Genomic DNA, 21,670 nt, shown 5'->3' on the forward strand with positions numbered 1-21,670 from the left:
CTGGAGAGTTCATTGAGACGCGCGAAAATCGTCGCCACCCTGGGCCCCGCCACTTCCACGTATGAGACGGTGCGTGCACTGATCGACGCCGGTGTGGACGTGGCCCGACTGAACCTCAGCCACGGCGACTACTCCGTGCATGAGAACAACTACGCGAACGTGCGTCGCGCCGCGGAGGACTCCGGTCGCGCCGTGGCGATCCTGGTCGACCTGCAGGGTCCGAAGATCCGCCTCGGACGGTTCGAGGACGGGCCGTACGAGCTCGCCAAGGGCGACATCTTCAAGATCACCACCGAGGACATCATCGGCAACAGGGAGATCTGCGGCACCACCTTCAAGGGCCTGCCGAACGACGTCAAGCCCGGCGACTTCCTGCTGATCGACGACGGCAAGGTCCGTGTCGAGGTGGTCGAGACCGACGGCGTGACGGTCACTACGCGCGTCGTCGTCGCGGGAGCGGTGTCGAACAACAAGGGCATCAACCTGCCCGGCGTCGCCGTGAACGTCCCTGCTCTGAGCGAGAAGGACGAGGACGACCTCCGCTGGGGTCTGCGCACCGGCGCCGACCTCATCGCGCTGTCGTTCGTGCGCAACGCCGCCGACGTCACCCGCGTGCACGAGATCATGGCGGAGGAGGGCGTGCGCGTCCCCGTGATCGCCAAGATCGAGAAGCCGCAGGCGGTCGACGCGCTGGAGGAGATCGTCGACGCGTTCGACGGCATCATGGTCGCCCGCGGCGACCTCGGCGTCGAGCTGCCGTTGGAGGCCGTCCCGATCGTGCAGAAGCGCGCGGTGGAGCTCGCCCGTCGCAACGCGAAGCCCGTGATCGTGGCGACCCAGATGCTGGAGTCGATGATCAACAGCCCCGTTCCGACGCGCGCCGAGACCTCCGACGTCGCGAACGCCGTCCTCGACGGCGCCGACGCGGTGATGCTCTCCGGTGAGACCAGTGTGGGTGACTACCCGGTCGTGGTCGTGGAGACCATGGCGCGGATCATCGAGTCGACCGAGGAGCACGGCCTGGAGCGCATCCTGCCGCTCACCACGAAGCCGCGCACGCAGGGTGGGGCGATCACTCTCGCCGCGCTCGAGGTGGCCGAGTTCGTCGACGCCAAGTTCCTGTGCGTCTTCACGCAGTCCGGTGACTCCGCCCGCCGCCTCTCGCGTCTGCGTTCGCGCATCCCGATGCTGGCGTTCACGCCGGAGCCGAGCATCCGCCGCCGCATGGCGCTGACGTGGGGCCTTCGCTCGACGCTCGTGGACATGGTGCAGCACACCGACCTGATGTACCACCAGGTCGACGAGTACCTGCTGGAGAACGGACTGGCCGTCGAGGGCGACAAGGTGGTCGTGATCTCCGGTTCTCCTCCCGGCATCGTGGGTTCGACCAACGACCTGCGCGTGCACAAGGTCGGCGACGCCATGCGCGGCGCCGCGCCGATCTACAAGGCCGGCGTCTGACGCAGAGCGTTCCGAGAGGGGGTGGGGCTTCGGCTCCACCCCTTCTCGCATGGGGCGCCCTCACGTCAACCCTCTGCTCCGGGCGTCGCCTCGGGGCTAGCGTGTGCAGCATGGTCTCCCGTCGCCGTCTGGTCCTCACCTCGGGGCTGACCTTCCGCGTGCTCGACACCCCGCGCCCGTCCGGCGATTCCGGGCCGACTGTCGTGCTGGTCCACGGGATCGGGATGTCGCACCGCTATCTCTCCCGGCTCCACGCGGTGCTCGCGGAGCACACCCGCGTCGTCTCGATCGACCTCCCTGGTTTCGGCGGACTGCCGAAACCGCCGTACGACCTGTCGGTGGAGCGGATGAGCCGTGCCCTCGGGGCCGTGATCGCCACCCTCGGCGACGATCGCGTCGTGCTGGTCGGCCACTCGATGGGGGCGCAGTGGGCGGTGGAGACGGCGCTGCAGCATCCGGAGCTGGTCCGTGCTGTCGTCCCGATCGGGCCGGTGGTCGACGCCCGGCATCGCACTCTCACCGCGCAGGCGCGAGCACTCGCGGTGGACACCCTGGGCGAGACTCCGGCGATCAACGCGATCGTCTTCACCGACTACCTGCGCTGCGGGGTCCGCTGGTACCTGCGGCAGGCGCGGCACATGATTGCGTATCCGCTCGAGGAGCGCATCGCGCTGCTCGCGGTGCCCGTGCTCGTGCTCCGCGGAGGCGCGGATCCCGTGGCGGGTCGAGCGTGGTGTCGCCGGCTCCGGGATGCCGCAACGGTCGCGCGACTCGTCGAAGTCCCCGGCCGTCATCACGTGGTGCAGCAGTCGGCGCCTCGGGCTGTCGCGGATGCGATCCTCGTGCACACGGCAGGACCGTGGCCGACGCGGACCGGTGCGGAGCAGTCCAGGGGAGGGAGTGTGCCATCGACGCCCTGAAGCGACTCGGGTGGTGGGCCGCCGACTACGCGTACGCGGGGTTCTGGCAGGTCCGGTCGTTCTTCGGGCGCTCCGACCCCGCGGGCTTCGCCACGGGTGCGGGTGTCCCCATCGTGGTGCTGGCCGGCGTGTACGAGACGTGGCGCTTCCTCGAGCCGCTGGTCGTGGCACTCCACGACCGCGGGCACCCCGTGTACGTCGTGGACGCCCTCCGCCGCAATCGCTTCCCCGTGGTGGACGAGGCGCAGCAGATCGCGGCGTTCCTGCGGGAGCGCGACCTGTCGGGCGTGATCCTCGTCGCGCACAGCAAGGGCGGACTCGCCGGCAAGCTCGCGATGACGGCCGCGGAGGGGTGGCGGATCCGCTCGATGCTCGCGGTGGCGACGCCGTTCGGCGGCTCGCGCTATGCGCGACGGATGCCGGGCAGGGTGCTGCGGGCCTTCGCGCCGGACGATCCGTCGATCGTGGCTCTGGCGCGCGAGATCGAGGTGAACGCGCGGATCGTGTCGGTGTACGCCGAGTTCGATCCGCACATCCCGGAGGGGAGCGAGCTGCCGGGCGCGAAGAACGTGGTGCTCGGCACGGGCGGCCACTTCCGGATCCTCGCGCACCCGCGCGTGCTGGCAGAGCTCGCTGTCCTCGCGGAGAGCTGACGGCAGAGAGCGGGGAGGCGAGGGACGGAACCCGTCGCTCGCCACGGGGTGCCGGCGGTGGGACTCGAACCCACACGCCCTCTCGGACAAAGCATTTTGAGTGCTCCGCGTCTGCCATTCCGCCACGCCGGCTCGTGTGTCGCGACTACGACTGTAGCGCAGCGCACGGCCAGTTCCCCGCGCAGGGGCGCCCCTCGACCGGCGGTGGGGACCTCTCCGTTAGGATGGTGGGGTGACCGAGCAAGAACAGGCTGAGCAGCCCACGGCATCCGCACCCCGACGCGTCGTCGTCGCCGAAGACGAGTCGCTGATCCGTCTCGACATCGTCGAGATCCTCCGCGACAACGGCTTCGATGTCGTCGGAGAGGCCGGCGACGGGGAGACCGCTGTCGCCCTCGCGACCGAGCTGCGTCCCGACCTCGTCATCATGGACGTGAAGATGCCCCAGCTCGACGGCATCAGCGCGGCCGAGAAGCTGCACAAGGGCAACATCGCTCCCGTCGTGCTGCTCACCGCGTTCAGCCAGAAGGAGCTCGTGGAGCGGGCGAGCGAGGCGGGGGCACTGGCCTACGTCGTGAAGCCGTTCACCCCGAACGACCTCCTCCCCGCGATCGAGATCGCGCTGGCCCGCCACGAGCAGATCATCACGCTCGAGGCCGAGGTCGCCGATATGGTCGAGCGCTTCGAGACCCGCAAGCTGGTCGACCGCGCGAAGGGCCTCCTCAACGAGAAGATGGGGCTGAGCGAGCCCGAGGCCTTCCGCTGGATCCAGAAGGCGTCGATGGACCGCCGCCTCACGATGCAGGATGTGGCCAAGGCGATCATCGAGCAGCTCGCGCCCAAGAAGTAGCGGCTCCCGTGCTCCGGCTCGACGCAGACCACGTGCTGCGGCCGGTGCGCGCAGGAGACGGGCCGGGCCTCGCCGCGGCCTACCGTGCCAATCGTGCGCACCTCGCGCCGTGGGAGCCGTTGCGGGATGACGTCTTCTTCACCGACGCCTGGCAGGAGCGCCTCGCGGCTCAGTGCGTGGCCGAGGCCGAGGCGGGACGGAGTGCGCGGTTCGTGGTGGTCTCCGAAGAGGACGAGGCGATCCGCGGCCGCGTGAACCTGAACAACATCGTGCGGGGCGCGTTCTGGAGTGCCGATCTCGGCTACTGGATCGACGCGGCTCGCACCCGGCGGGGGCTCGCCCGACGCGCGGTGGCCGCGGTCGCCGACCTCGCGCAGCACGACCTCGGCCTTCATCGGCTGCAGGCATCGACACTCCTGGGCAACGTGGCGTCGCAGCGCGTGCTCGCCGGTCTCGGCTTCGAGCGCATCGGGCTCGCGCCCCGCTACCTGCGCATCGCGGGGGAGTGGCAGGACCACCTGCTGTTCCAGCTGCTGCTGGAGGAGCCGCTCAGCGCCCGGCGGGAGCGTCCTTGATCATGTTGGTGATGCGGATCGTGGAACAGCGACGCCCCTGATCGTCCGTCACGACGATCTCGTGCACGGTGATGCTCCGGCCGAGGTGCACCGGAGTGCACACGCCGGTCACGATGCCGGAGGTGGCGGAGCGGGTGTGCGTCGCGTTGATGTCCACGCCGACGGCGATCCGGCCGGCGCCGGCGTGCAGGTTCGCAGCCATGGAGCCCAGGGACTCGCCGAGCACCACGTAGGCGCCGCCGTGCATGAGGCCGACCGGCTGGGTGTTCCCCTCCACCGGCATGGTGGCGACGCAGCGGTCGATGCCGAACTCCAGGAACTCCATGCCCATCTTCTCGGCCAGTGCTCCCATACCGCGGGCTGCCGCCCACTCGAGCCCTTCGCTGGTCGCGACCTCGCTCATGCATCCTCCTCTGCGGGTGTCCGTGCTCCTCGTTAGGCTGACAGGGTGACGGACTCCGCAAAGCCTACCCTCATGGTCGTCGACGGCCATTCGCTCGCCTACCGCGCATTCTTCGCGCTCCCTGTCGACAACTTCACGACGAAGGACAACCAGCACACGAACGCCATCTACGGCTTCCTGTCGATGCTGGTCAACCTCATCAAGGCCGAGCAGCCGACGCACATGGCCATCGCCTTCGACACGTCCCGGCACTCGTTCCGCACCGACGAGTACCCGGAGTACAAGGCCACGCGGTCCGAGACGCCGCAGGAGTTCAAGGGGCAGATCCCGCTGCTGCAGGACTGCCTGGCCGCCATGTCCATCCCCGTACTCACCCAGGAGGGCATCGAGGCCGACGACATCCTGGCCACGCTCTCCACCCAGGGAGCCGCGCAAGGCTACGACGTGCTCGTCGTCTCGGGGGATCGCGACACCATCCAGCTCGTGAACGACGAGGTCACGCTGCTCTACCCGTCCGTGCAGGGCGTTTCCCAGCTGAAGCGCTACGACCCGGCCACGGTGCAGGAGCGCTACGGCGTGCGCCCGGAGCAGTATCCGGACATCGCCGCACTGGTCGGCGAGACCAGCGACAACCTGCCGGGTGTGCCGAAGGTGGGCGAGAAGACGGCGGTCAAGTGGCTCACGCAGTTCGGCTCGCTCGACGAGCTGCTGGAGCGGGCCGACGAGATCAAGGGCGTCGTGGGCGGCAACCTCCGCGAGCACATCGAGGACGTCCGCCGCAATCGCAAGCTCAACCGTCTCCTCACGGATGTCGAGCTGCCGGTCGCTCCCGCCGATCTCGCCGTCACCCCGATCGACGCGGAGGCCGTGCGCGACATCTTCGCGCGGCTCGAGTTCCGCACGCTGCTGCCGCGCGTGTTCGAGGCCGTGGGTGCGGGTGAAGTGGCCGACGACCCCGCTGCCGTGGTCGAGATGCCCGTTCCCGTCGAGGTGTCGGCGGCCGACTTCGCCTCCTGGGCCTCCGCGCAGACCGACGACGTCGCGCTGCGCCTCACCCTCCAGTCGGGCGCGCCGCTGCGCCTCGGCGCCGCCACCGCCTCCGAGCTGCGCGAACTCGACTGGAGCGACGCCACGGCCGAGGTTCTGCGCGGCTGGCTCGAGTCGGATGCGCCGAAGGCGCTGCACGATGCGAAGCCCCAGCTGAAGGCACTCCGGCGGCACGGCGTGCGTCTGGGCGGCCTCGTCTACGACACCAGCCTCGCGGGCTGGCTGCTCCGCCCGAGCTTCCCCGACAAGACGCTGTCCGACCTCGTCCAGCGCTACCTGGGCGAGAAGCTGCCCGAGGCCGACCCCTCGCAGCTGGTACCGGAGACCGAGGGTGCCACCCCCTCGCAGGAGGCGTGGTTCGTCCGACGGGTCGCCGAGGCGCTGCGCGCGGACCTGCCCGAATCCGTCGACACCGTGCTGCGGGACATCGAGCTGCCCACGCTGCGCGCGCTGGCCGACATGGAGCTCGCGGGCGTCGCCGTCTCGCACGAGGTGCTCTCCACGTTCTCGGGTGAGCTGGCCGCACGCGCCGACGTGCTGGCGCAGGAGGCCTTCTCCGTCGTCGGCCGTGAGTTCAACCTGGGCTCGCCGAAGCAGCTGCAGGAGGTTCTCTTCGAAGACTTGCAGCTGCCGAAGACGAGGAAGACCAAGACCGGCTACTCCACGGATGCGGCGGTGCTCGCCGACCTGCAGGAGTCCCACCCCCACCCGTTCCTCAGCCTGCTGCTGCAGCACCGCGAGGCGACCAAGCTGCGCCAGATCATCGAGTCGCTCGACACGGCGATCGGCCCCGACCACCGCGTGCACACCACGTACGTGCAGACGGGGAGCCAGACCGGGCGTCTGTCGAGCACGGACCCGAACCTGCAGAACATCCCGGTGCGCACGGAGGAGTCCCGCCGCATCCGCAGCGCATTCGAGGTCGGCGAGGGCTATGAGACGCTGCTGACGGCCGACTACTCGCAGATCGAGATGCGGATCATGGCGCACCTGTCGGGCGACGAGGGCCTGATCGAAGCGTTCAACAGCGGTGAGGACCTGCACCGTTTCGTGGGCGCCCGGGTGTTCGGCGTCGAGCCGGCGGACGTGACGCCCGCGATGCGCACGAAGGTCAAGGCCATGTCGTACGGACTGGTCTACGGGCTCTCCGCGTTCGGCCTGTCGAAGCAGCTGCGTATCGAGCAGTCCGAGGCGAAGCAGCTCATGATCGAGTACTTCGCCCGCTTCGGCGCCGTGCGCGACTACCTCAGGGCCTCCGTCATGAAGGCGAAGGAGGTCGGCTACACCGAGACCATCTTCGGCCGCCGTCGCCCGTTCCCCGACCTGGCGAGCCCCAACCGGGTGCTGCGGGAGAACGCAGAGCGCGCGGCGCTCAATGCTCCGATCCAGGGCAGCGCCGCCGACATCATGAAGATCGCGCTGTTCCACATCCACGACGACCTGCACGAGGCAGACCTCGGGTCCCGCGTGCTGCTGCAGATCCATGACGAGCTCGTGGTGGAGGTCGCTCCGGGGGAGTGGGACCGCGTGGAGCAGATCGTCCGCCGTCGCATGGGCGATGCCGCCGAACTGTCCGTGCCGCTGGATGTCCAGGTCGGACGCGGCCGAGACTGGAACGAGGCGGCACACTGACCGGGTGACACCCTGACCCGGGTGGCACACAGACCCCGGTGGCGGCGGGGGTCGGGGGATAGGCTGAAAGCTATGACTTCCGCACCCCGCACCCCCTCCGCCATCGACGAGGTCGCCGATGAGTGGGTCGACACGATCGCCGTCCTGGCGCCGACTCTCGGGACCTACATCGGTCGCACCGAGGTCAACGACCGCTTCGGCGACCTGAGCCCGGAAGGGCACGAGCAGATCGCCGCCGCCACACGGGCAACCCTCGACAAGCTGTCGGCACTGGAGCCGGTGGATGCGATCGACGAGGTCACGAAGACCGATCTGAGCGCCGAGCTCCGTCTGGACCTCGAACTGCACGAGGCGAAGTGGCACCTGCGCGACCTCAACGTGATCGCCTCGGCGGCACAGGACGTCCGGGCGGCGTTCGATCTCATGCCGACGGACACCGCGGAGGACTGGGAGGTGATCTCCACGCGTCTGTCCGCTGTTCCCGCGGCCCTCCGCGGCTACATCGAGACGCTGCGCACGGGCATCGCCGAGGGCGTCACGCCGGCCCGCCGTCAGGTGGCCGAAGTCGCGACGCAGATCGACCGCTACATCGCTGATGACGGGTTCTTCGCGGCGTTCGTCGCACACGCCGACCCGAAGGAGGGGCAGCTGCCGGCGTCGCTGGCTCGGGCCCTGGCCGACAACTCGGCCGCCGCCCGTGTCGCCTACGGCGAACTGCGCCGCTTCCTCGCGGAGGAGCTGGCGCCGGAGGCGGGGGAGACCGACGCGGTCGGCCGCGAGCTCTACGCCCTCAACTCCCGTCGCTTCCTGGGCGCCACGATCGACCTCGACGAGACGTACGAGTGGGGTCGCGAAGAGCTCGCCCGCATGGTGGCCGAGCAGACCGCCATCGCGAACGAGATCCTCCCCGGCGCCTCGGTCGAGGAGGCGGTGGCGCACCTCGAGGCCGACCCGGCGCGCAAGCTCGTGGGCACGGACGCGCTGCAGCGGTGGATGCAGGAGACGAGCGACCGCGCGGTCGCCGAGCTGGGCGCCTCACACTTCGACATCCCGGAGGCCATCCGCACGCTGGAGTGCATGATCGCGCCGACGCAGGAAGGCGGGATCTACTACACGGGCCCCACCGACGACTTCTCCCGCCCCGGCCGGATGTGGTGGTCGGTGCCCGAGGGCGTCACCGAGTTCGACACCTGGCGGGAGCTCACCACGGTGTACCACGAGGGCGTCCCGGGTCATCACCTGCAGATCGCTCAGGCCGTCTACAACCGCGCCGAGCTCAACTCGTGGCGGCGGCTGCTGGCCGGCACCTCGGGTCATGCGGAGGGGTGGGCGCTGTACGCCGAGCGGCTGATGGAGCAGCTCGGCTACCTCGACGACCCGGCCGACCGCCTGGGCATGCTGGACGGCCAGCGGATGCGGGCTGCGCGAGTCGTGCTCGACATCGGGGTGCACCTGGGCAAGCCGCGCCTCGACGGCGAGGGGGTGTGGGATGCGGCCTACGCGCTGGACTTCATGCGCCGCAACGTGAACATGTCGGACCAGTTCGTGCAGTTCGAGGTCAACCGCTACCTGGGCTGGCCGGGGCAAGCGCCGTCGTACAAGGTCGGGCAGCGCATCTGGGAATCTGCCAGGGAGGATTACGCCGCGAAGATGGGCGATGCATTCTCGGAGAAGGACTTCCACAAGCGGGCTCTCGACCTCGGAGGCGTCGGACTCGACACGCTCCGGTGGGCGCTCAAGGAACTGTAAGCACCGGAGCGGAGCAGACGCGAAAGGAGTCTCACGCGAGGCTCCTTTTGTGCTCTGACCGTGTATAAACGTGCGCGACTGTCTACTCCTGGGCCGCGATAGGCGCGACTCAGGAGGCCAGGACAATGCAGACACTCACGGATGCCATCGCCGCGCACGGCGCTGAGCTCCTAGGGAGCTCCGCCTGGCGATGGCTCGATGAGCTCGAGGCGGAGCGCGCCGCCATCGTTTCGGAGGCGCTGGTCGTCGCCGGGGTCGATAGCCTCGTGGACTTGACGCTCGCGAGACCGGCTCTCGGTGGTCTCGATGCGGACGAGCTCGAGGCGATGCTGACGCATCTCCCGGACACGGAGAGGCCCGAAGCTCAAGCCGCCTAGGCGGGCGGATCGAACATGACCTAGATGCCCCATCCGCCCTGACGCCAGGGTAGTCGACTGTTCAAGGGGCCTCGTCATGGTCAGCCGTGGCGGGGCCTCCGTCGCGCGTGCGGCGGCACGTCGTCGGCGTCTCTTGACTCGCTGGGAGGAGGCTCACATGGCGGTGACGTTCGCATGCCCGAGGTGCGGCCAGTCAGCGCGCATCGTGTCGGGCGGCCACGTCGAGGCGCACGAGGCAACGCCCGGCGAGCCCTGCACGTACACGAAGACGCCGAGCTCGGGCGGCGTTCGCGACAAGGAGTCCGCCGAGGTGCGGGCGAATCGCGCGGCCCAGCGTCGGGCGGAGGACGCCGAAAAGGCGGCGGCCAGAGCGGCTCAGAAGGCACGAGCGGCGGAGAGCCGCGAGAAGGCAGAGGCGGCTCGGCTGGAGCAGAAGCGTCGGACGGCGGCGTCCCGGGTCGAGTGCCCGAGATGCCATGCGCTCGTCCTGCCGTCGAAGATGTCGCCGACAGGTCTGGTCGCGCACACTCGCCCCTCCGGGCGCTGGTGTAAGGGCGGCGCCGAGCCGTCAGGCAAGCAGGGCAAGGTCAAGCGGAGTGTGTGGCCCGTCTCAGGTGGCCTGCCGGGTCTGGGGCGGCGCTAGCCCCACCTATGCGCTGGAAATCCGGCAGGAGCTCACAGCCTGAGGCTCCCGCACGAAGGGCAACGCCAGCGTGGGCCTCCGTCGGTATCCGTAGGCGTGAGCTCGACGAAACACGCCGGGCAGAGGTCCTCCGGCGTCGAAGGAGCGTACTGCCCGTCGATGAAGTCTCCGCGGGTGAAAAGGACTCCCTCGACCTTGCTGGCGGCCTCCTCGGCTTCCTCCTCCGTCGCTCCGTTCTCAAGAGCTTGGGCCTTGACCCAGCGGCGGTGCATGAGGGGCTCCCGGGTGTCGCGAACGGGGGTGTTGCGCACGTTGGCCGCGTCGAGGACGGCGATGAACCGCGCGAACGCGAAGCCGAGACGGTCGGCAGGAGTCGGGACCTCGGGCTCATCATCGCCGCCGTGGAAGGCGGAGATGAGGCCGTTGAGCTCGTCCTCCACGAGGTCATAGTCAACGCGATGAGCGGCTCGGTTCCGGATCGCGTTGAGTGAGGCGATGACGGAGGCGTGCTCGGAGGTCACAGCACCGAAGGCCTGAGCGATCCGCAACTTGACTGCGAATGTGAGCCGGTCGGTGGCGAGCGCGCTCGGATCGTCGGCGCGGAGTTCTATGGCGCGGTTGAGGCATCGCTCAACCCGGAGGTGTCCCTTGACAAGGACGCTCAGGGTGTTTCCCTCGCTGAGATGAACTGCGAGCTTCTGGGCGTCTACAGGCATGTGTCCATGATGGACGATGTAGACGCCGAAAGGCCTCGCGCCGGAGAGGAACCGGGCGGGGGCCTTCTGGGTTAGGGGGCGTGCTTGACTTGGCGGGCTGGTTCGTTGACGAGGTGCACCGAGAGATTGGCGACGCCGACTCTGCGGCGATCGTCGCGTCTGTCGCGGCGTGATCGAGCGGGGTGGCCAGCACTAGCATCGGAGCATGATCTGGGATAGCTGGACGGCAGGGGACTGGGCGGGCATACTGGGTACCATCATCGCCGCCTTCGTCGGCGTTGGCGGCTTGCTCATCGTCCTAGGCGTCGAGCGTTCGGGGCGATACGTCGAACGGGTCGACGCGTCCCTCGCCGAGGTCATCGCCGCGCTCGGGCGGCGTGCGGCGGAGCTTGACGTTTACACGTCCGAGCTGTTCTCGCTGAACGACTCCCACTATCAACAGGTGATGGTCTCTCAGCGCCGAGACGCGAGGCGAGCGTCCCCCGGCGGCCCGCTGGACGCCGATCTCCAGGCCGCCGCCGAGGTCGCATGTCTTGCGGCAACGCGACGGCGAGATAGAGCGCCAGTCGAAGCCCTGGCGGCGGCAACGTTCGATCTGAAACAGGCAGTGACGCTCTGGCAGATGGAGCGCGCCGGGCGAATCGCCGCCGACGTGCGGCGTTGGCGAACGGGAGAGCTCGACTCTCCGGCGTTCATCGTCCGGATGCAGGAGCATCGAGATGGTGCCCGGGCGTCTGGCGAGGCCGCCCTCGCCGCCGAGAACGGTGGCTGAACAAGATGCCGGTGAGCGTGGCGAGTCCGGGGAGTGCGTCGATGAGAAGGCGGGCGATGGTCAGAGCGTCGGTGTTGAGCATGGCGCGGAGTCTAGGGGCGCTCACGCCAAGGGGACGGGGTTAGGCGCTCCGGAAGCGAATGAGTGTGACTGGAGAGAGTCGGAGTAGTCGAGCGTTCCAGAGACGCCGTCCTGGTCAGCCGTGCCGGGGCAGTCTCGGACGACGATGAGGATGGACTGCTCACGCCAGGATTAGGCCGCTAAAACGCCCCTAGCGTAGATCGGAGCGGAACGATTCGCGTTCCCGAGACAAGGAGCCGCAATGACCTACTTGGTCCCCACGCCCGATGCTGGCCTGACCGATCCGTCCCACTCGTGGCGACACCCCGACGGCACGATCACCCCGGCGAGTGACGACGACATCGCGCGTCTCGTCGAGACAGACGACGAGCGCACGCTCGGCTGAAACGCCGCAAGGCCCCCGGCCGAAGATGATCCGGTACGGGGGCCTTCTGTGTCGGACGTGTGGTTGAAATCGCTGACCGTCTGAATCAGCGGCCCCGGACCTTCTGCCGTTGGACCTGAGCGCGAACGTACTTGGTCGCTCCCCATAAGCCGTTTCGGGCGGCGGCGGGGTTGGCTCTATGAGCATGGTGGACGAGGTCATGGCACGTCGGGCAGACAGGTACAAGGTCCATGAGGCGCTCCGCTCCCAGGTTCTTGTATGTGCGGTGGTGCAGATGCATCCCCGGTTTGCGAGGAGCATCGCAGACGTAGCAACCCTTGGGGAGAGCGGATGCCCAGTAGCGCGCGCGAACCTCGGCCCATGCACGCGAAGCGATGTATTCGCGGTATCCGGCGCGGGAGACCGTCGCGCGGCCCGGGATGCCCAACGTTCAGCCTTCCCAGTGGGCGCGAACGTGTGCGGCGTGTTGGCCTCGCACAGTTTCGTTGGCCGCGAGAGTGCGTCGTACCTTCTCTGGGTCGATGGCGAAGCGGAGCGCGTCGAAGCGGCTGTAGTCGTCTAGCCCTGGCGTCTTGCTGTGCTCGATCGGGTCGAAGCGTTGAGCCCATCTCGTGCCATCCAGCGAGGCCCATGCAGCGCCGACGGACGAAGGCCAGACCGATGGTTGCTCTTCTAGGATCGCCGTCGCCTGAGTCCGCAGGTACGAGACTAGGAGCATACAAGCGCCGCACGCCGGGGCGTTCGCCGTCGCCCTCTCGTTCGCTTCATGTTCTTCCACCGTCGGGAAGGTCGAGCGGGGCCCGGACTCCGCACGTCGATCGCAGAGCGAGCGGCCATCCGGCATCCAGACGTGGACGGTCTTGGGGTCCTGGTTAGGCATGGCCAGATGCTATCTCGACGCTCAGACGTCGGGGCGCGCCAAAACAGTAAAAGGCCCCCACCGCGCGGAGGAATCCAGGTGGGGGCCTTGGGGCTCAGAAGGTGCGGTACAGGTGGCGGAGTATGTCGGAAGGGGCGGAGATGACCTTCGCGGGGTCGGTCGAGATGACCACAGCTTGCAAGGGCTCGCCCGCGTCAAGACGTTTCGCCAGGCCCCGGGCCATGCCCTTGTTGTAGTGACCGAGCATCTCTCCGCCGACGTGAATCGCCACGGCATCGGGGTCGTGGGGGTTATCAGGTTCCCGCACGAGTCCGGCGGGCCCGAGGCTCGCCTTGCCGGTGTAGTAGCGCGTGCCGCGAACCTTGACCCCGAAGATACCGAGCCGACGTAGATAGCGGTTGTCGACGTTGATGAGCTTGCCCGTGGTGTCCTCGGCTAGCCATAGTGCTCCAGCGTGGCGTACGAGGTGTAGCGGAGGTAGGCCATCGGCACGGGGAGCGAGCAGCTCCGCTTGCCGTTCCGTGGAGAGGTAGAGGCTCTCATATGCCTCATTCTGAGCACTGACAAGCTCCGCGTGGTAGGTCACGTCGAGAGGACGTCGTGCGTGGGCCTCGCCTGGACTCACGGACGCGATGCCGAGAGCACCTCGCGAATCGAGTTGAGAAGACCCATGCGGTCATCCTAGGGTCACGCCGCGAGTCAATCATGCGGCAACCTCTCGCCGGAGACTAGCGAACGGATCCTCGTGATCTTCGAGGGCCTCGGACAGGGCCGTCGCGGCGCAGTCGAACGAAGCTGTTGCGGCGTCGATGACGGCGAGCGAGGAGAGCACCTGGGCACGGAGTGCAAGGCGCGAGGGCGCGGTCGCGAGCTCGCCCGTGGGGTCGCTTACGCCGAGCGTGGTCGTCATGCGTGCGCCGGGCGACTTGTCCCACTGGGCGGCGGAGCTCGCTCTGAGGAGGTCGACGAGGCGGAGGACGCTGGCGGCGTGCGCGGTGGTCAGGTCGCGGAGCGTATGGTTGGCGGCGATCATCGGATCGTTCGCTGGGTAGTGGTTGTCATGGTGTCTCCTTGGTGATCGCGGGCAGTCGCACGCTGGTGGTGAGGGGTAGAAGTCTGGGAACAGTCAGGAGGGAGGCTCACGGCTGGCGAACCCTGGAACCCGCGCGGGCAGGGAGACGCTATGCCGCTCCGGGCTTCCGTCGGCGGGGCTGGTGAGAGTCCCTCCCCAGGGTCAGCGCCGGTACGATCTGGGCATGCTGACTATCTCGGTGGAGTACCGGTCATGGCCCGGATACGGCGAGCACGCGGAGCCCGTACGTGTGGACCTCGAAGGGGAACCACATGAGTCGTTCGCTGAGGTGCTCACCGCGCGGTTGTACCCTGACAGCGATTACGCCGGTCACGTCGAGGTGGAACTCCCTGACGTCGAGGTAGGGACATTCGCCCCTATTCCTGAGGACGTGACGATGGAACAGGCGCACGCGTTCGCTGGCGGCGAGGTGCTCACGATAAGCCGAGCGGGTCGAGGCGGCGGTCTGATCGCAACTCTCGCTGAGTGGGTTGGTGTAGGGCTGACCTTATCTGGCGTCTGGGACCTTCTCCGACGCGGCGGCGACACCTATGTCAATGCCGTCTATCGGCGTCAGCGCCAGGAGGCGAGGCGTTGGCTTGTTGCCGGTGCTGACACCGACCCTCATATGGAGTTGATCCAGTGGGTGAAGGAGCATCCTGGTTGGTCGCTCGGGGACGTGGAGGTGGCCTTCGGGCTGGGCGTCGCGGACGCCGCCGCTCTGCTTCGGCGAACGGGGTACGTCCCGGACGACGATATGGGCTACTACTGGCGCGAGGTGGCGGAATGAGTACCTGCTAAGCGTGAGAGAGGGGCCCGCCGCTCGTCCAAGGAGACGGAAGTGAGCGGCGGGCCGGGGAGACCACGAACGTGCTCCATGCACTCCACCCGGGTACATAGTCCGCTGAGCGCTCATCCCCCCCAGGATCGCCGGATGCTCACCCCACGCGGTTCTTACTCGCTGGGTCCACTCTCGTCGGTGGAAAGGAGAACGCCGACGGAGCTCACTGGCGCACCGGCCACGGCGCGTCAATGAGGAAGAGGCTGGCGAGGCTCTCCAAGGAGCGTCGCCAGGAGCTAGTGGTTGGTCAGTCTCGCCGAGACAGGCGGAGGCCGTGCTCGGCCAAGACTCGGGTGAGCTCGCGAACGGTGGCGTCCGATGGGCGGGCGAGGACGATTTGGCCGGCGTGCGGGTAGAACGCCGTGAGGGCGGCGGAGGTGGCGAGCTCGATGGCGTCGTCGGGGATGCGCCAGATGTTGCGGGCGAGGCCACTGGCGGCGGTGTACTCGCCTCGGATCGCCTCGTATGCCATGCCCTGCCCGAAGTCGATAAGGGTGTCGTCGGTGACGGCGGCGAAGACGTTGAGGACGTCGTGGTCGCGGACGAGGGAGAGGAAGCGTGCGCGAGGTGACATGAGGGTCCGATCTGAGAGGTAGTGGGGAGCGGGGCCCCGCGTCGTGTAAACGCTGGGGCCTCGCGGTGACGCCGGAGCGTCGAGGATTACGCCGAGGTGGAGACCGTGACGACGGCCCCGCCCTCGACGGGGGTGACCGTCGCGGAGTGGGCGTCGTAGTCGCGCTCGACGTCGTAGAGCGGGCTGATGCCCGTTCCGACGAACACCGATGCGACGGAGCGCTCGGTCAGGTGGGTGGCGTCGTAGTCGCGGAGGTATCGGACGGCGAGGCCGTCCTTGACCGTGACGTTGCCGAACGGGACGCCGTTGGGCACCTCGGGGGCGACGGTCGCGACGTAGAGTCCCGTCTGGGTCGTGAAGACGATCTCGTCGTCCTCGATACTTCGTGCCGTCTCGGCGACCTCGAAGCCCGCGATGCGACCGGCAGAGCCGGAGCGGAGGGCGTTGGCGTCGCCGGTCTTGGCGAAGTCCAGCGCGCCGGAGAGGAGGAGGTCGTCGATGACCGCGCCGCCGACGAAGGCGACGAGGTCGGCGTTGGCGACATCGACGCCCTTGGCGCGAAGCGCGCGGCGGCCCTTGACGAAGACGTCGGTGGGCTTGGCGGCGTCGTAGCCGGTCGGCTCGGCGCTGGCCGCGATTCCCGAGAGGAGACCGGCGAGGGCGTTGTCGATGCCGTCGGCGATGCTCTCCGCCTGGGGGCGGAGGACCTGCTTGGAGAAGTCGGTGAGGTCGAGCTTGAGCTCTGCGTCGCCGATCTTGACCGCGCTAACGAGGTTGGTCGAGAGGTCGACCGAAGTGCGCTTCTCGATGAGCTCGTCGAAGACGACGGCGGTGGTCGTGTCGCGGAGGCTCCGCGCGCGGGCGGTGAGCGCCGACGGGATGCGGAGGTACGCCTTGCCGCCTGTGCCCGGGGCGAAGTCCGCCTCGGTGTAGCGGCGGACGTGGCGGGCGATGTCGAGCTTGCTCGTGACGAGGCCGAGGGTAACTTCTCCGGCCTGCTCGGGGGTGTAAAGGTTGAATGCCATGAGGCTCTCCTATGGAGTAGTGCGCCGGGATGGCGCGATGAGTGCGGAGCCGCCTTGCGGTTGTGGCGCGCGTCGACCTTGCGGCGTGCACCGGAGATGCTCAGCGCCGTCCAGACGCGCTAGAAGCGCGCCCGTGGGCGTCGGGCGGTAGAGGGCCTGGAGAGGCCCGGAGAGCGTCGGCTAGCCGCGTTGACCTTGCGCAGCGGCGGGACGAGCTCAGGGTCCGTCGTGCCTCGTGGGGAGCGACCCCGGGGAGACGATGCGGACGGCGCGCTCGGGGCGCGTCTTGACGTGGAGGAGACCGCCTGGAGCGGCGATAGTGCCCGCCGTTAAACGGCGAGGAGGCGCACGGTCGCGCGGGCGACCTGCTCCAGCTTGAACATGTCGCCGGAGCCGAGAGCGGCGTTGGCCTAGCGGCGAGGCGCTGGCGCTGGGCAAGGAGCCGAGCGCGGTAGAGCTTGGTGCGGCACGAGACGGAGCACGTGCTGGCCGCCGGGTGCGCAGCGGCGAAGCGGCTTCCGCAGTGCGCGCAGAGAAGCGCGAGAGATGTCATGGTCGACTCCTAGATGGTGTCGTGCGACACAAGGTAGGCAAGAAAAACGCCCCCGGGCGAGGACCTGGCCGGGGGCATAGAGATAAAACTCTCTTCATTGAGTAGACCGCCTGGGTGCCCTCGCGATAAGGAAGCGAGCGCGGTGGCGCTCGGAGTGACGGAATGACGGATAAACCGTCACTTCCTATTCCTTTAGGAGTAGTTCTCTCTCTCGAAGGCGGAATAGGAAGTGACGATTTGAACCGTCACTCCGTCACTACCGGCGCCACGCTGGCCCCAACGGGCTCGTCCCGGCGACGGCTAGCCCGCCGCATCGGCTCCCGCGTTCAGGTGCTCGGCGACGAGGTGCCAGACGTAGACGCGGGAGAGGCCGCGACCCGGCGAGACGGTCACGCCCAGAAGCTGAGAGAGAGCCGCGCGCTGGCGGTCGAGGTCGAGCTCGGAGATGCGCTGAGCGACTACGTCGCGGAGCTCCCAGAAGTCGGAGCCCGGAGTCCGCTTAGCCGTCTCGATAAGAAGATCGCGAGCGAGGGTCGCCAGGGACGCTGAGGACGTCCGAGAACCGCGGGCGGCGTCGAGGGCGGCCTCTACCTCTCGCCGCTCGTCACGGAGCGCCACGAGGCGGGAGCGGGCGGCCTGGGGCGAGATGAGCTCGTCGTCGCGGTCGGCCATAGTGGCCGCCGTCGCGCGTTCGATGCGTTCCAGGTTGGCGACGAGCGGGCCAGCGGACTCGGGCTCGTCGCCCGCCAAGGCGGAAGGGTCGGTGGTGAGGAGTGCGAGGGCCATCTCACGGCGAAGGTGCTCGTCGAGGAGCTCCGCCTTGATGCTCGCGTGGGGTCGGTCGTCGAGGAAACGACCCCCTGAGCGGGTCAGGGTGCGAATCTGGCAGGTGTAGTAGCCAGAGTGAACGTTGAGGACGTTAGGGCATCCCTCGACCCCGCATGAGGCGAGGCCGGAGGAGAGATGTCGGCGGCCAGGCCCCGCCAAGGTTCGGCGCTTCTCGTCGGTCAGGATGGCGCGGACCTCCTCGGCGAGCTCGGGGGAGACGATGGGTGTAATGCGGTCGGAAGGGACAGCCGTGCCGTCGACGGGCACGAGGCCGCCGTAGGAAGGGTTGAGGAGCATGTAGCGGACGCGCGCGCCTCCCCAGCCCTTGCCGGTCCCGGGCGGGATGTTGTCGGCAAGGAGCCCGGCGGCGACGGAGCGGAGGGAGGAGCCGTTGGCGATCTGCTCGAAGCATCGGCGGACGATGGCCGCCTCGTCCTCGCGCGGCGTCTCGCCGTCGAGCTCGTAGCCGTACCGGCGTCGGCCAGCGTGGGGGCGTCCAGCCGCCGCTCGTCGCTCATTGGCTCGGCGGTGGCGGGCCCCCTTGCGCTCGATCTCGGAGCGGGCGACGGCGGCCTTCACTCGGGCGAACATGCGCCCGCCATCGGTTGAGAGGTCGGCCTCCCCGTTCGCCGTGACGATGACGAGCCCGGTCTCCTCGGCGGCGTCGATCCAGTCCTCTAGCTGGCGCGGCTGGCGCGTGAGGCGGTCGAGGTCGTAGCAGACGATGGCGTCGAAGGCCCCGCGCTGGTAGTCCTCGACCATGCGGTCGTAGGAGGGGCGGCGGACGTCGCGCTTGGACGCGGAGACGGAGTTGTCGACGTAGGGCTCCCCGGCCTGGGTCCAGCCGCGTTGCGCGATGATCGCGAGGCAGTCCTCTAGCTGGCGCTCGACGGCGGCCTCATCGCCGGTACGGTCGAGGGATATGCGGAGGTAGATGGCGGCTCGCTTGGTCACCGTCATATCGCAAGTTACGTCAGCGCATCTGGGAGCAGGTCCGCGATGCGGTCCGCGACGCCGAGGGCGACGCGTTCTCGTTCAAGCAGTTCCATAAGCGCGCGCTGGACCTCGGCGGCGTCGGTCTGGACACGCTCCGCAGCACGCTGCTGCCGCGCTGACCCACGCGGGAATGCCTGTGTACCCGACCGTGTTCATTCACCTGAATAGGAAGGGCTGACATGGACATCGAGTTCGGGCTGGACACGTTCGGAGACATCACGCGCGGCGAGGACGGGGAGCTGCTCAGCGGCGCCCAGACCATCCGCAACGTCGTGGCGCAGGCGGAGCTGGCCGACACGGTCGGCGTGGATTTCTTCGGGGTGGGGGAGCACCACCGCACGGAGTTCGCGGTCTCCGCACCCGAGATGGTGCTCGCCGCCATCGCGGCGCGCACGAACCGCATCCGGCTCGGCACTGCCGTGACCGTGCTCTCGTCCGACGACCCGGTGCGGGTGTTCGAGCGGTTCTCCACCCTGGATGCCCTGTCGGACGGGCGCGCCGAGGTCGTGCTGGGTCGTGGGTCGTTCATCGAGTCCTTCCCGTTGTTCGGCTACGACCTCCGCGACTACGACACCCTCTTCGAGGAGAAGCTCGACCTGTTCGTGCAGCTTCTGGCGGAGAAGCCGGTGACCTGGTCCGGCACCATGCGCGCGTCACTGGAGAATGCGGACGTGTTCCCGAAGACCGCGAACGGCCTGCGCACCTGGGTGGGTGTCGGCGGCAGTCCAGAGTCGGTCGTGCGCGTGGCGCGGCACGGCCTGGGGCTCATGCTGGCGATCATCGGGGGACCGGCCGCGCGCTTCAAGCCCTTCGTGGACCTCTACCACCGATCGGTGGCGTCGTTCGGCACGACCTCGCACCCCGTCGCGGTCCACTCGCCCGGACACATCGCCGACACGGACGCCGAGGCCTGGGAGGCGGCCTACTCCGGCTTCGAGGCCATGAACAACACGATCGGCCGGGAGCGCGGATGGCCGCCGTACAGCCGCGCGCGCTTCCAGAACGACGTGGGGCCGGAGGGCGCGCTGTACGCCGGGTCGCCCGACCGGGTGGCGGCGAAGATCGCGGACACCGTCACGACGCTCGGGCTCGGCCGCTTCGACCTGAAGTACGCGACGGGCACGCTCTCGCATGAGGCGATGATGCGAAGCATCGAACTGTACGGAACCGAGGTCATCCCGCGGGTGCGCCGCCTGCTCGCCGCCGCGGACTGATCGCGCCGAGTCCAGCACGCGACACGCGACACTTTACTATGAGAGGCATGGCCAACACCGCCCTGCCGAGCCGCACGTCGCTCGCCGAACGCCTGGATGCTCTCCCGTTCACCCGCAGGCACCTGCGACTGCTGTCCGGCTCCGGACTCGGCTGGGCCCTCGATGCGATGGACGTCGGTCTCATCTCCTTCATCATCGCGGCGCTCAGCCAGGAGTGGACGCTCTCGAAGGGGGAGGCGGGCCTGATCGCCTCGCTCGGCTTCGTCGGCATGGCCATCGGGGCCACTCTGGGCGGACTGCTCGCCGATCGCTTCGGTCGACGGCAGGTGTTCGCGCTCACGCTGCTCGTCTACGGCGTGGCCACGGGTGCGAGCGCGCTCGTCGGGGGAGTGGCCGCCCTGCTCGTCCTGCGCTTCTTCGTCGGACTCGGCCTCGGGGCCGAGCTGCCTGTGGCCTCGACCTACGTGAGCGAGTTCGCCCCGGCGCGCATCCGCGGACGTCTGATCGTGATCCTGGAGGCGTTCTGGGCCGTGGGCTGGACCGCGTCGGCGCTGATCGGGTTCCTCGTGATCCCCGCCTCCGAATCCGGATGGCGCTGGGCCTTCGCGCTCGGCGCGATCCCTGCCCTGTATGCGCTGATCGTGCGGTGGGGACTGCCGGAGTCCCCGCGCTGGCTCGCGTCCCGGGGACGGATCGCCGAGGCCGAGCGCATCGTCTCGACGTTCGAGGCCGACGCAGGGGTGACGTCCGCACCCGCCATCCGTAAAGAGCCCGCGTCTCGCGCGATCGCGCAGACCGCCAGGGCGCGGCTCGCGACCCTCTGGAACTCCGAATTCCGGGTGCGCACGCTCTGCCTGTGGCTTGTCTGGCTCGGGGTGAACTTCGCCTATTACGGGGCCTTCATCTGGATCCCGAGCATCCTCGTCGATGCGGGCTTCGACCTGGTGCGCTCGTTCGGCTTCACCCTGGTCATCACGCTCGCCCAGCTTCCCGGTTACGCCGTGGCCGCCTGGCTGATCGAGGTGTGGGGCCGCCGTGTCACGCTCTCCGTGTTCCTGCTGGGCTCCGCCGTCTCAGCCGTCCTCTTCGGAACGGCGTCGACCGAGGTCGCCATCATCGGGGCAGGCATGGCCCTGTCGTTCTTCAACCTCGGGGCCTGGGGTGCGCTGTACGCGGTGACGCCGGAGATCTACCCCACCTCGCTCCGGGGGACCGGTGCCGGCTGGGCGGCCGGGATCGGTCGCATCGCCTCGATCGTGGCTCCACTGTCGGTGCCGCTGCTCCTGGCGGCGGGCGGCGCACCACTGCTCTTCGTCGTCTTCGCGGTCTGCTTCCTGGGCGCAGCGGGCGCCGCCTGGGGTCTCGTGGACCGGGGCGGTGCCGCCCTCGACGATCGCTGAGCCCGATGTCGACGGCCGGCCCT

21 protein-coding genes, 1 tRNA gene and 1 pseudogene are annotated in these 21,670 nt (G+C 68.7%); 15 read left to right on the plus strand and 8 right to left on the minus strand.

The features are described 5' to 3' along the window. Positions 1-12: 12 nt before the first annotated feature. The 3 genes from pyk to M3C17_RS00405 all read left to right on the plus strand — a co-directional run bounded on the left by pyk (position 13) and on the right by M3C17_RS00405 (position 3,034). On the plus strand, positions 13-1,461 hold the full coding sequence (gene pyk / locus M3C17_RS00395) for a pyruvate kinase (RefSeq protein WP_259975620.1): 1,449 nt from the start codon (positions 13-15) through the stop codon (positions 1,459-1,461). A gap of 110 nt (positions 1,462-1,571) precedes the next feature. Further along, positions 1,572-2,381: an alpha/beta fold hydrolase gene (locus M3C17_RS00400; protein WP_259975621.1), complete on the plus strand. Its 810-nt coding sequence runs from the start codon at positions 1,572-1,574 to the stop codon at positions 2,379-2,381. Next, entirely contained in the window at positions 2,321-3,034 is a 714-nt protein-coding gene (locus M3C17_RS00405) for a triacylglycerol lipase (RefSeq protein WP_259975622.1), read from the plus strand. Before M3C17_RS00400 ends, M3C17_RS00405 begins: the two co-directional genes overlap by 61 nt. A 49-nt stretch (positions 3,035-3,083) precedes the next feature. Here M3C17_RS00405 and M3C17_RS00410 read toward each other — a convergent pair. Beyond that, a tRNA-Leu gene (locus M3C17_RS00410) sits at positions 3,084-3,166 on the minus strand. A gap of 100 nt (positions 3,167-3,266) precedes the next feature. Here M3C17_RS00410 and M3C17_RS00415 point away from each other — a divergent pair. Next, the gene (locus M3C17_RS00415) at positions 3,267-3,884 is read left to right on the plus strand and encodes an ANTAR domain-containing response regulator (RefSeq protein WP_025103469.1); all 618 of its coding nucleotides are present in this window, start codon (positions 3,267-3,269) and stop codon (positions 3,882-3,884) included. Between the two features lie 8 nt (positions 3,885-3,892). Beyond that, a complete protein-coding gene (locus M3C17_RS00420; protein ID WP_259975623.1) occupies positions 3,893-4,459 on the plus strand; it encodes a GNAT family N-acetyltransferase in 567 nt (188 codons plus the stop codon). Here the strand turns inward: M3C17_RS00420 and M3C17_RS00425 are convergent. Then, on the minus strand, positions 4,434-4,862 hold the full coding sequence (locus M3C17_RS00425; RefSeq protein WP_259975624.1) for a hotdog fold thioesterase: 429 nt from the start codon (positions 4,860-4,862) through the stop codon (positions 4,434-4,436). The genes M3C17_RS00420 and M3C17_RS00425 overlap by 26 nt on opposite strands. Before the next feature lie 45 nt (positions 4,863-4,907). Between M3C17_RS00425 and polA the strand changes: the two genes are divergently transcribed. The 4 genes from polA (at position 4,908) to M3C17_RS00445 (ending at position 10,310) form a co-directional block, all read left to right on the plus strand. Continuing rightward, positions 4,908-7,541, plus strand: a complete 2,634-nt coding sequence (polA, locus tag M3C17_RS00430; RefSeq protein ID WP_259975625.1) for a DNA polymerase I — start codon at positions 4,908-4,910, stop codon at positions 7,539-7,541. Between the two features lie 72 nt (positions 7,542-7,613). Further along, a complete protein-coding gene (locus M3C17_RS00435) occupies positions 7,614-9,290 on the plus strand; it encodes a DUF885 domain-containing protein (protein ID WP_259975626.1) in 1,677 nt (558 codons plus the stop codon). 125 nt (positions 9,291-9,415) lie between these two features. Further along, positions 9,416-9,667: a hypothetical protein gene (locus M3C17_RS00440; RefSeq protein WP_259975627.1), complete on the plus strand. Its 252-nt coding sequence runs from the start codon at positions 9,416-9,418 to the stop codon at positions 9,665-9,667. Between the two features lie 157 nt (positions 9,668-9,824). Next, a complete protein-coding gene (locus M3C17_RS00445; RefSeq protein ID WP_259975628.1) occupies positions 9,825-10,310 on the plus strand; it encodes a hypothetical protein in 486 nt (161 codons plus the stop codon). Between the two features lie 32 nt (positions 10,311-10,342). Here the strand turns inward: M3C17_RS00445 and M3C17_RS00450 are convergent, their stop codons facing one another. Continuing rightward, a complete protein-coding gene (locus M3C17_RS00450) occupies positions 10,343-11,026 on the minus strand; it encodes a zf-TFIIB domain-containing protein (protein ID WP_259975629.1) in 684 nt (227 codons plus the stop codon). A 205-nt stretch (positions 11,027-11,231) separates the two neighbouring features. On the opposite strand from M3C17_RS00450, the gene M3C17_RS00455 reads away from it, so the two are divergent. Together M3C17_RS00455 and M3C17_RS00460 are read left to right on the plus strand one after the other, a co-directional pair. After that, positions 11,232-11,798, plus strand: coding sequence for a hypothetical protein (locus M3C17_RS00455; protein WP_259975630.1), 567 nt, complete (start codon positions 11,232-11,234; stop codon positions 11,796-11,798). 322 nt (positions 11,799-12,120) lie between these two features. After that, positions 12,121-12,264, plus strand: coding sequence for a hypothetical protein (locus M3C17_RS00460; protein ID WP_259975631.1), 144 nt, complete (start codon positions 12,121-12,123; stop codon positions 12,262-12,264). A 974-nt stretch (positions 12,265-13,238) separates the two neighbouring features. On the opposite strand, the gene M3C17_RS00465 is transcribed toward M3C17_RS00460, so the two are convergent. Both M3C17_RS00465 and M3C17_RS00470 read right to left on the minus strand, forming a co-directional pair. After that, positions 13,239-13,730, minus strand: coding sequence for an HIRAN domain-containing protein (locus M3C17_RS00465; protein WP_259975632.1), 492 nt, complete (start codon positions 13,728-13,730; stop codon positions 13,239-13,241). A gap of 117 nt (positions 13,731-13,847) precedes the next feature. Next, complete coding sequence (locus M3C17_RS00470; RefSeq protein ID WP_259975633.1) at positions 13,848-14,177, minus strand: hypothetical protein; 330 nt, start codon at positions 14,175-14,177, stop codon at positions 13,848-13,850. Between the two features lie 223 nt (positions 14,178-14,400). On the opposite strand from M3C17_RS00470, the gene M3C17_RS00475 reads away from it, so the two are divergent. Continuing rightward, positions 14,401-15,006: a hypothetical protein gene (locus M3C17_RS00475; protein ID WP_259975634.1), complete on the plus strand. Its 606-nt coding sequence runs from the start codon at positions 14,401-14,403 to the stop codon at positions 15,004-15,006. Between the two features lie 298 nt (positions 15,007-15,304). Here the strand turns inward: M3C17_RS00475 and M3C17_RS00480 are convergent, their stop codons facing one another. From M3C17_RS00480 to M3C17_RS00490, 3 genes are all read right to left on the minus strand, one after another. After that, positions 15,305-15,631, minus strand: coding sequence for a hypothetical protein (locus tag M3C17_RS00480; protein WP_259975635.1), 327 nt, complete (start codon positions 15,629-15,631; stop codon positions 15,305-15,307). A gap of 86 nt (positions 15,632-15,717) precedes the next feature. Then, the gene (locus M3C17_RS00485; protein WP_259975636.1) at positions 15,718-16,656 is read right to left on the minus strand and encodes a P22 phage major capsid protein family protein; all 939 of its coding nucleotides are present in this window, start codon (positions 16,654-16,656) and stop codon (positions 15,718-15,720) included. An 853-nt stretch (positions 16,657-17,509) separates the two neighbouring features. After that, entirely contained in the window at positions 17,510-18,997 is a 1,488-nt protein-coding gene (locus tag M3C17_RS00490) for a recombinase family protein (protein WP_396819413.1), read from the minus strand. Here M3C17_RS00490 and M3C17_RS00495 point away from each other — a divergent pair. The 3 genes and pseudogenes from M3C17_RS00495 to M3C17_RS00505 all read left to right on the plus strand — a co-directional run. After that, positions 18,988-19,152, plus strand: a pseudogene (locus tag M3C17_RS00495) (DUF885 family protein); the annotation flags it as partial. The gene M3C17_RS00490 and the pseudogene M3C17_RS00495 overlap by 10 nt on opposite strands. Positions 19,153-19,212: 60 nt before the next feature. Further along, a complete protein-coding gene (locus M3C17_RS00500; protein ID WP_259975638.1) occupies positions 19,213-20,247 on the plus strand; it encodes an LLM class flavin-dependent oxidoreductase in 1,035 nt (344 codons plus the stop codon). A gap of 47 nt (positions 20,248-20,294) precedes the next feature. Beyond that, positions 20,295-21,647, plus strand: coding sequence for an MFS transporter (locus M3C17_RS00505; protein WP_259975639.1), 1,353 nt, complete (start codon positions 20,295-20,297; stop codon positions 21,645-21,647). Positions 21,648-21,670 lie beyond the last annotated feature (23 nt).

This window comes from Microbacterium sp. p3-SID336, from assembly GCF_025143365.1.
Taxonomy (GTDB): Bacteria; Actinomycetota; Actinomycetes; order Actinomycetales; family Microbacteriaceae; genus Microbacterium.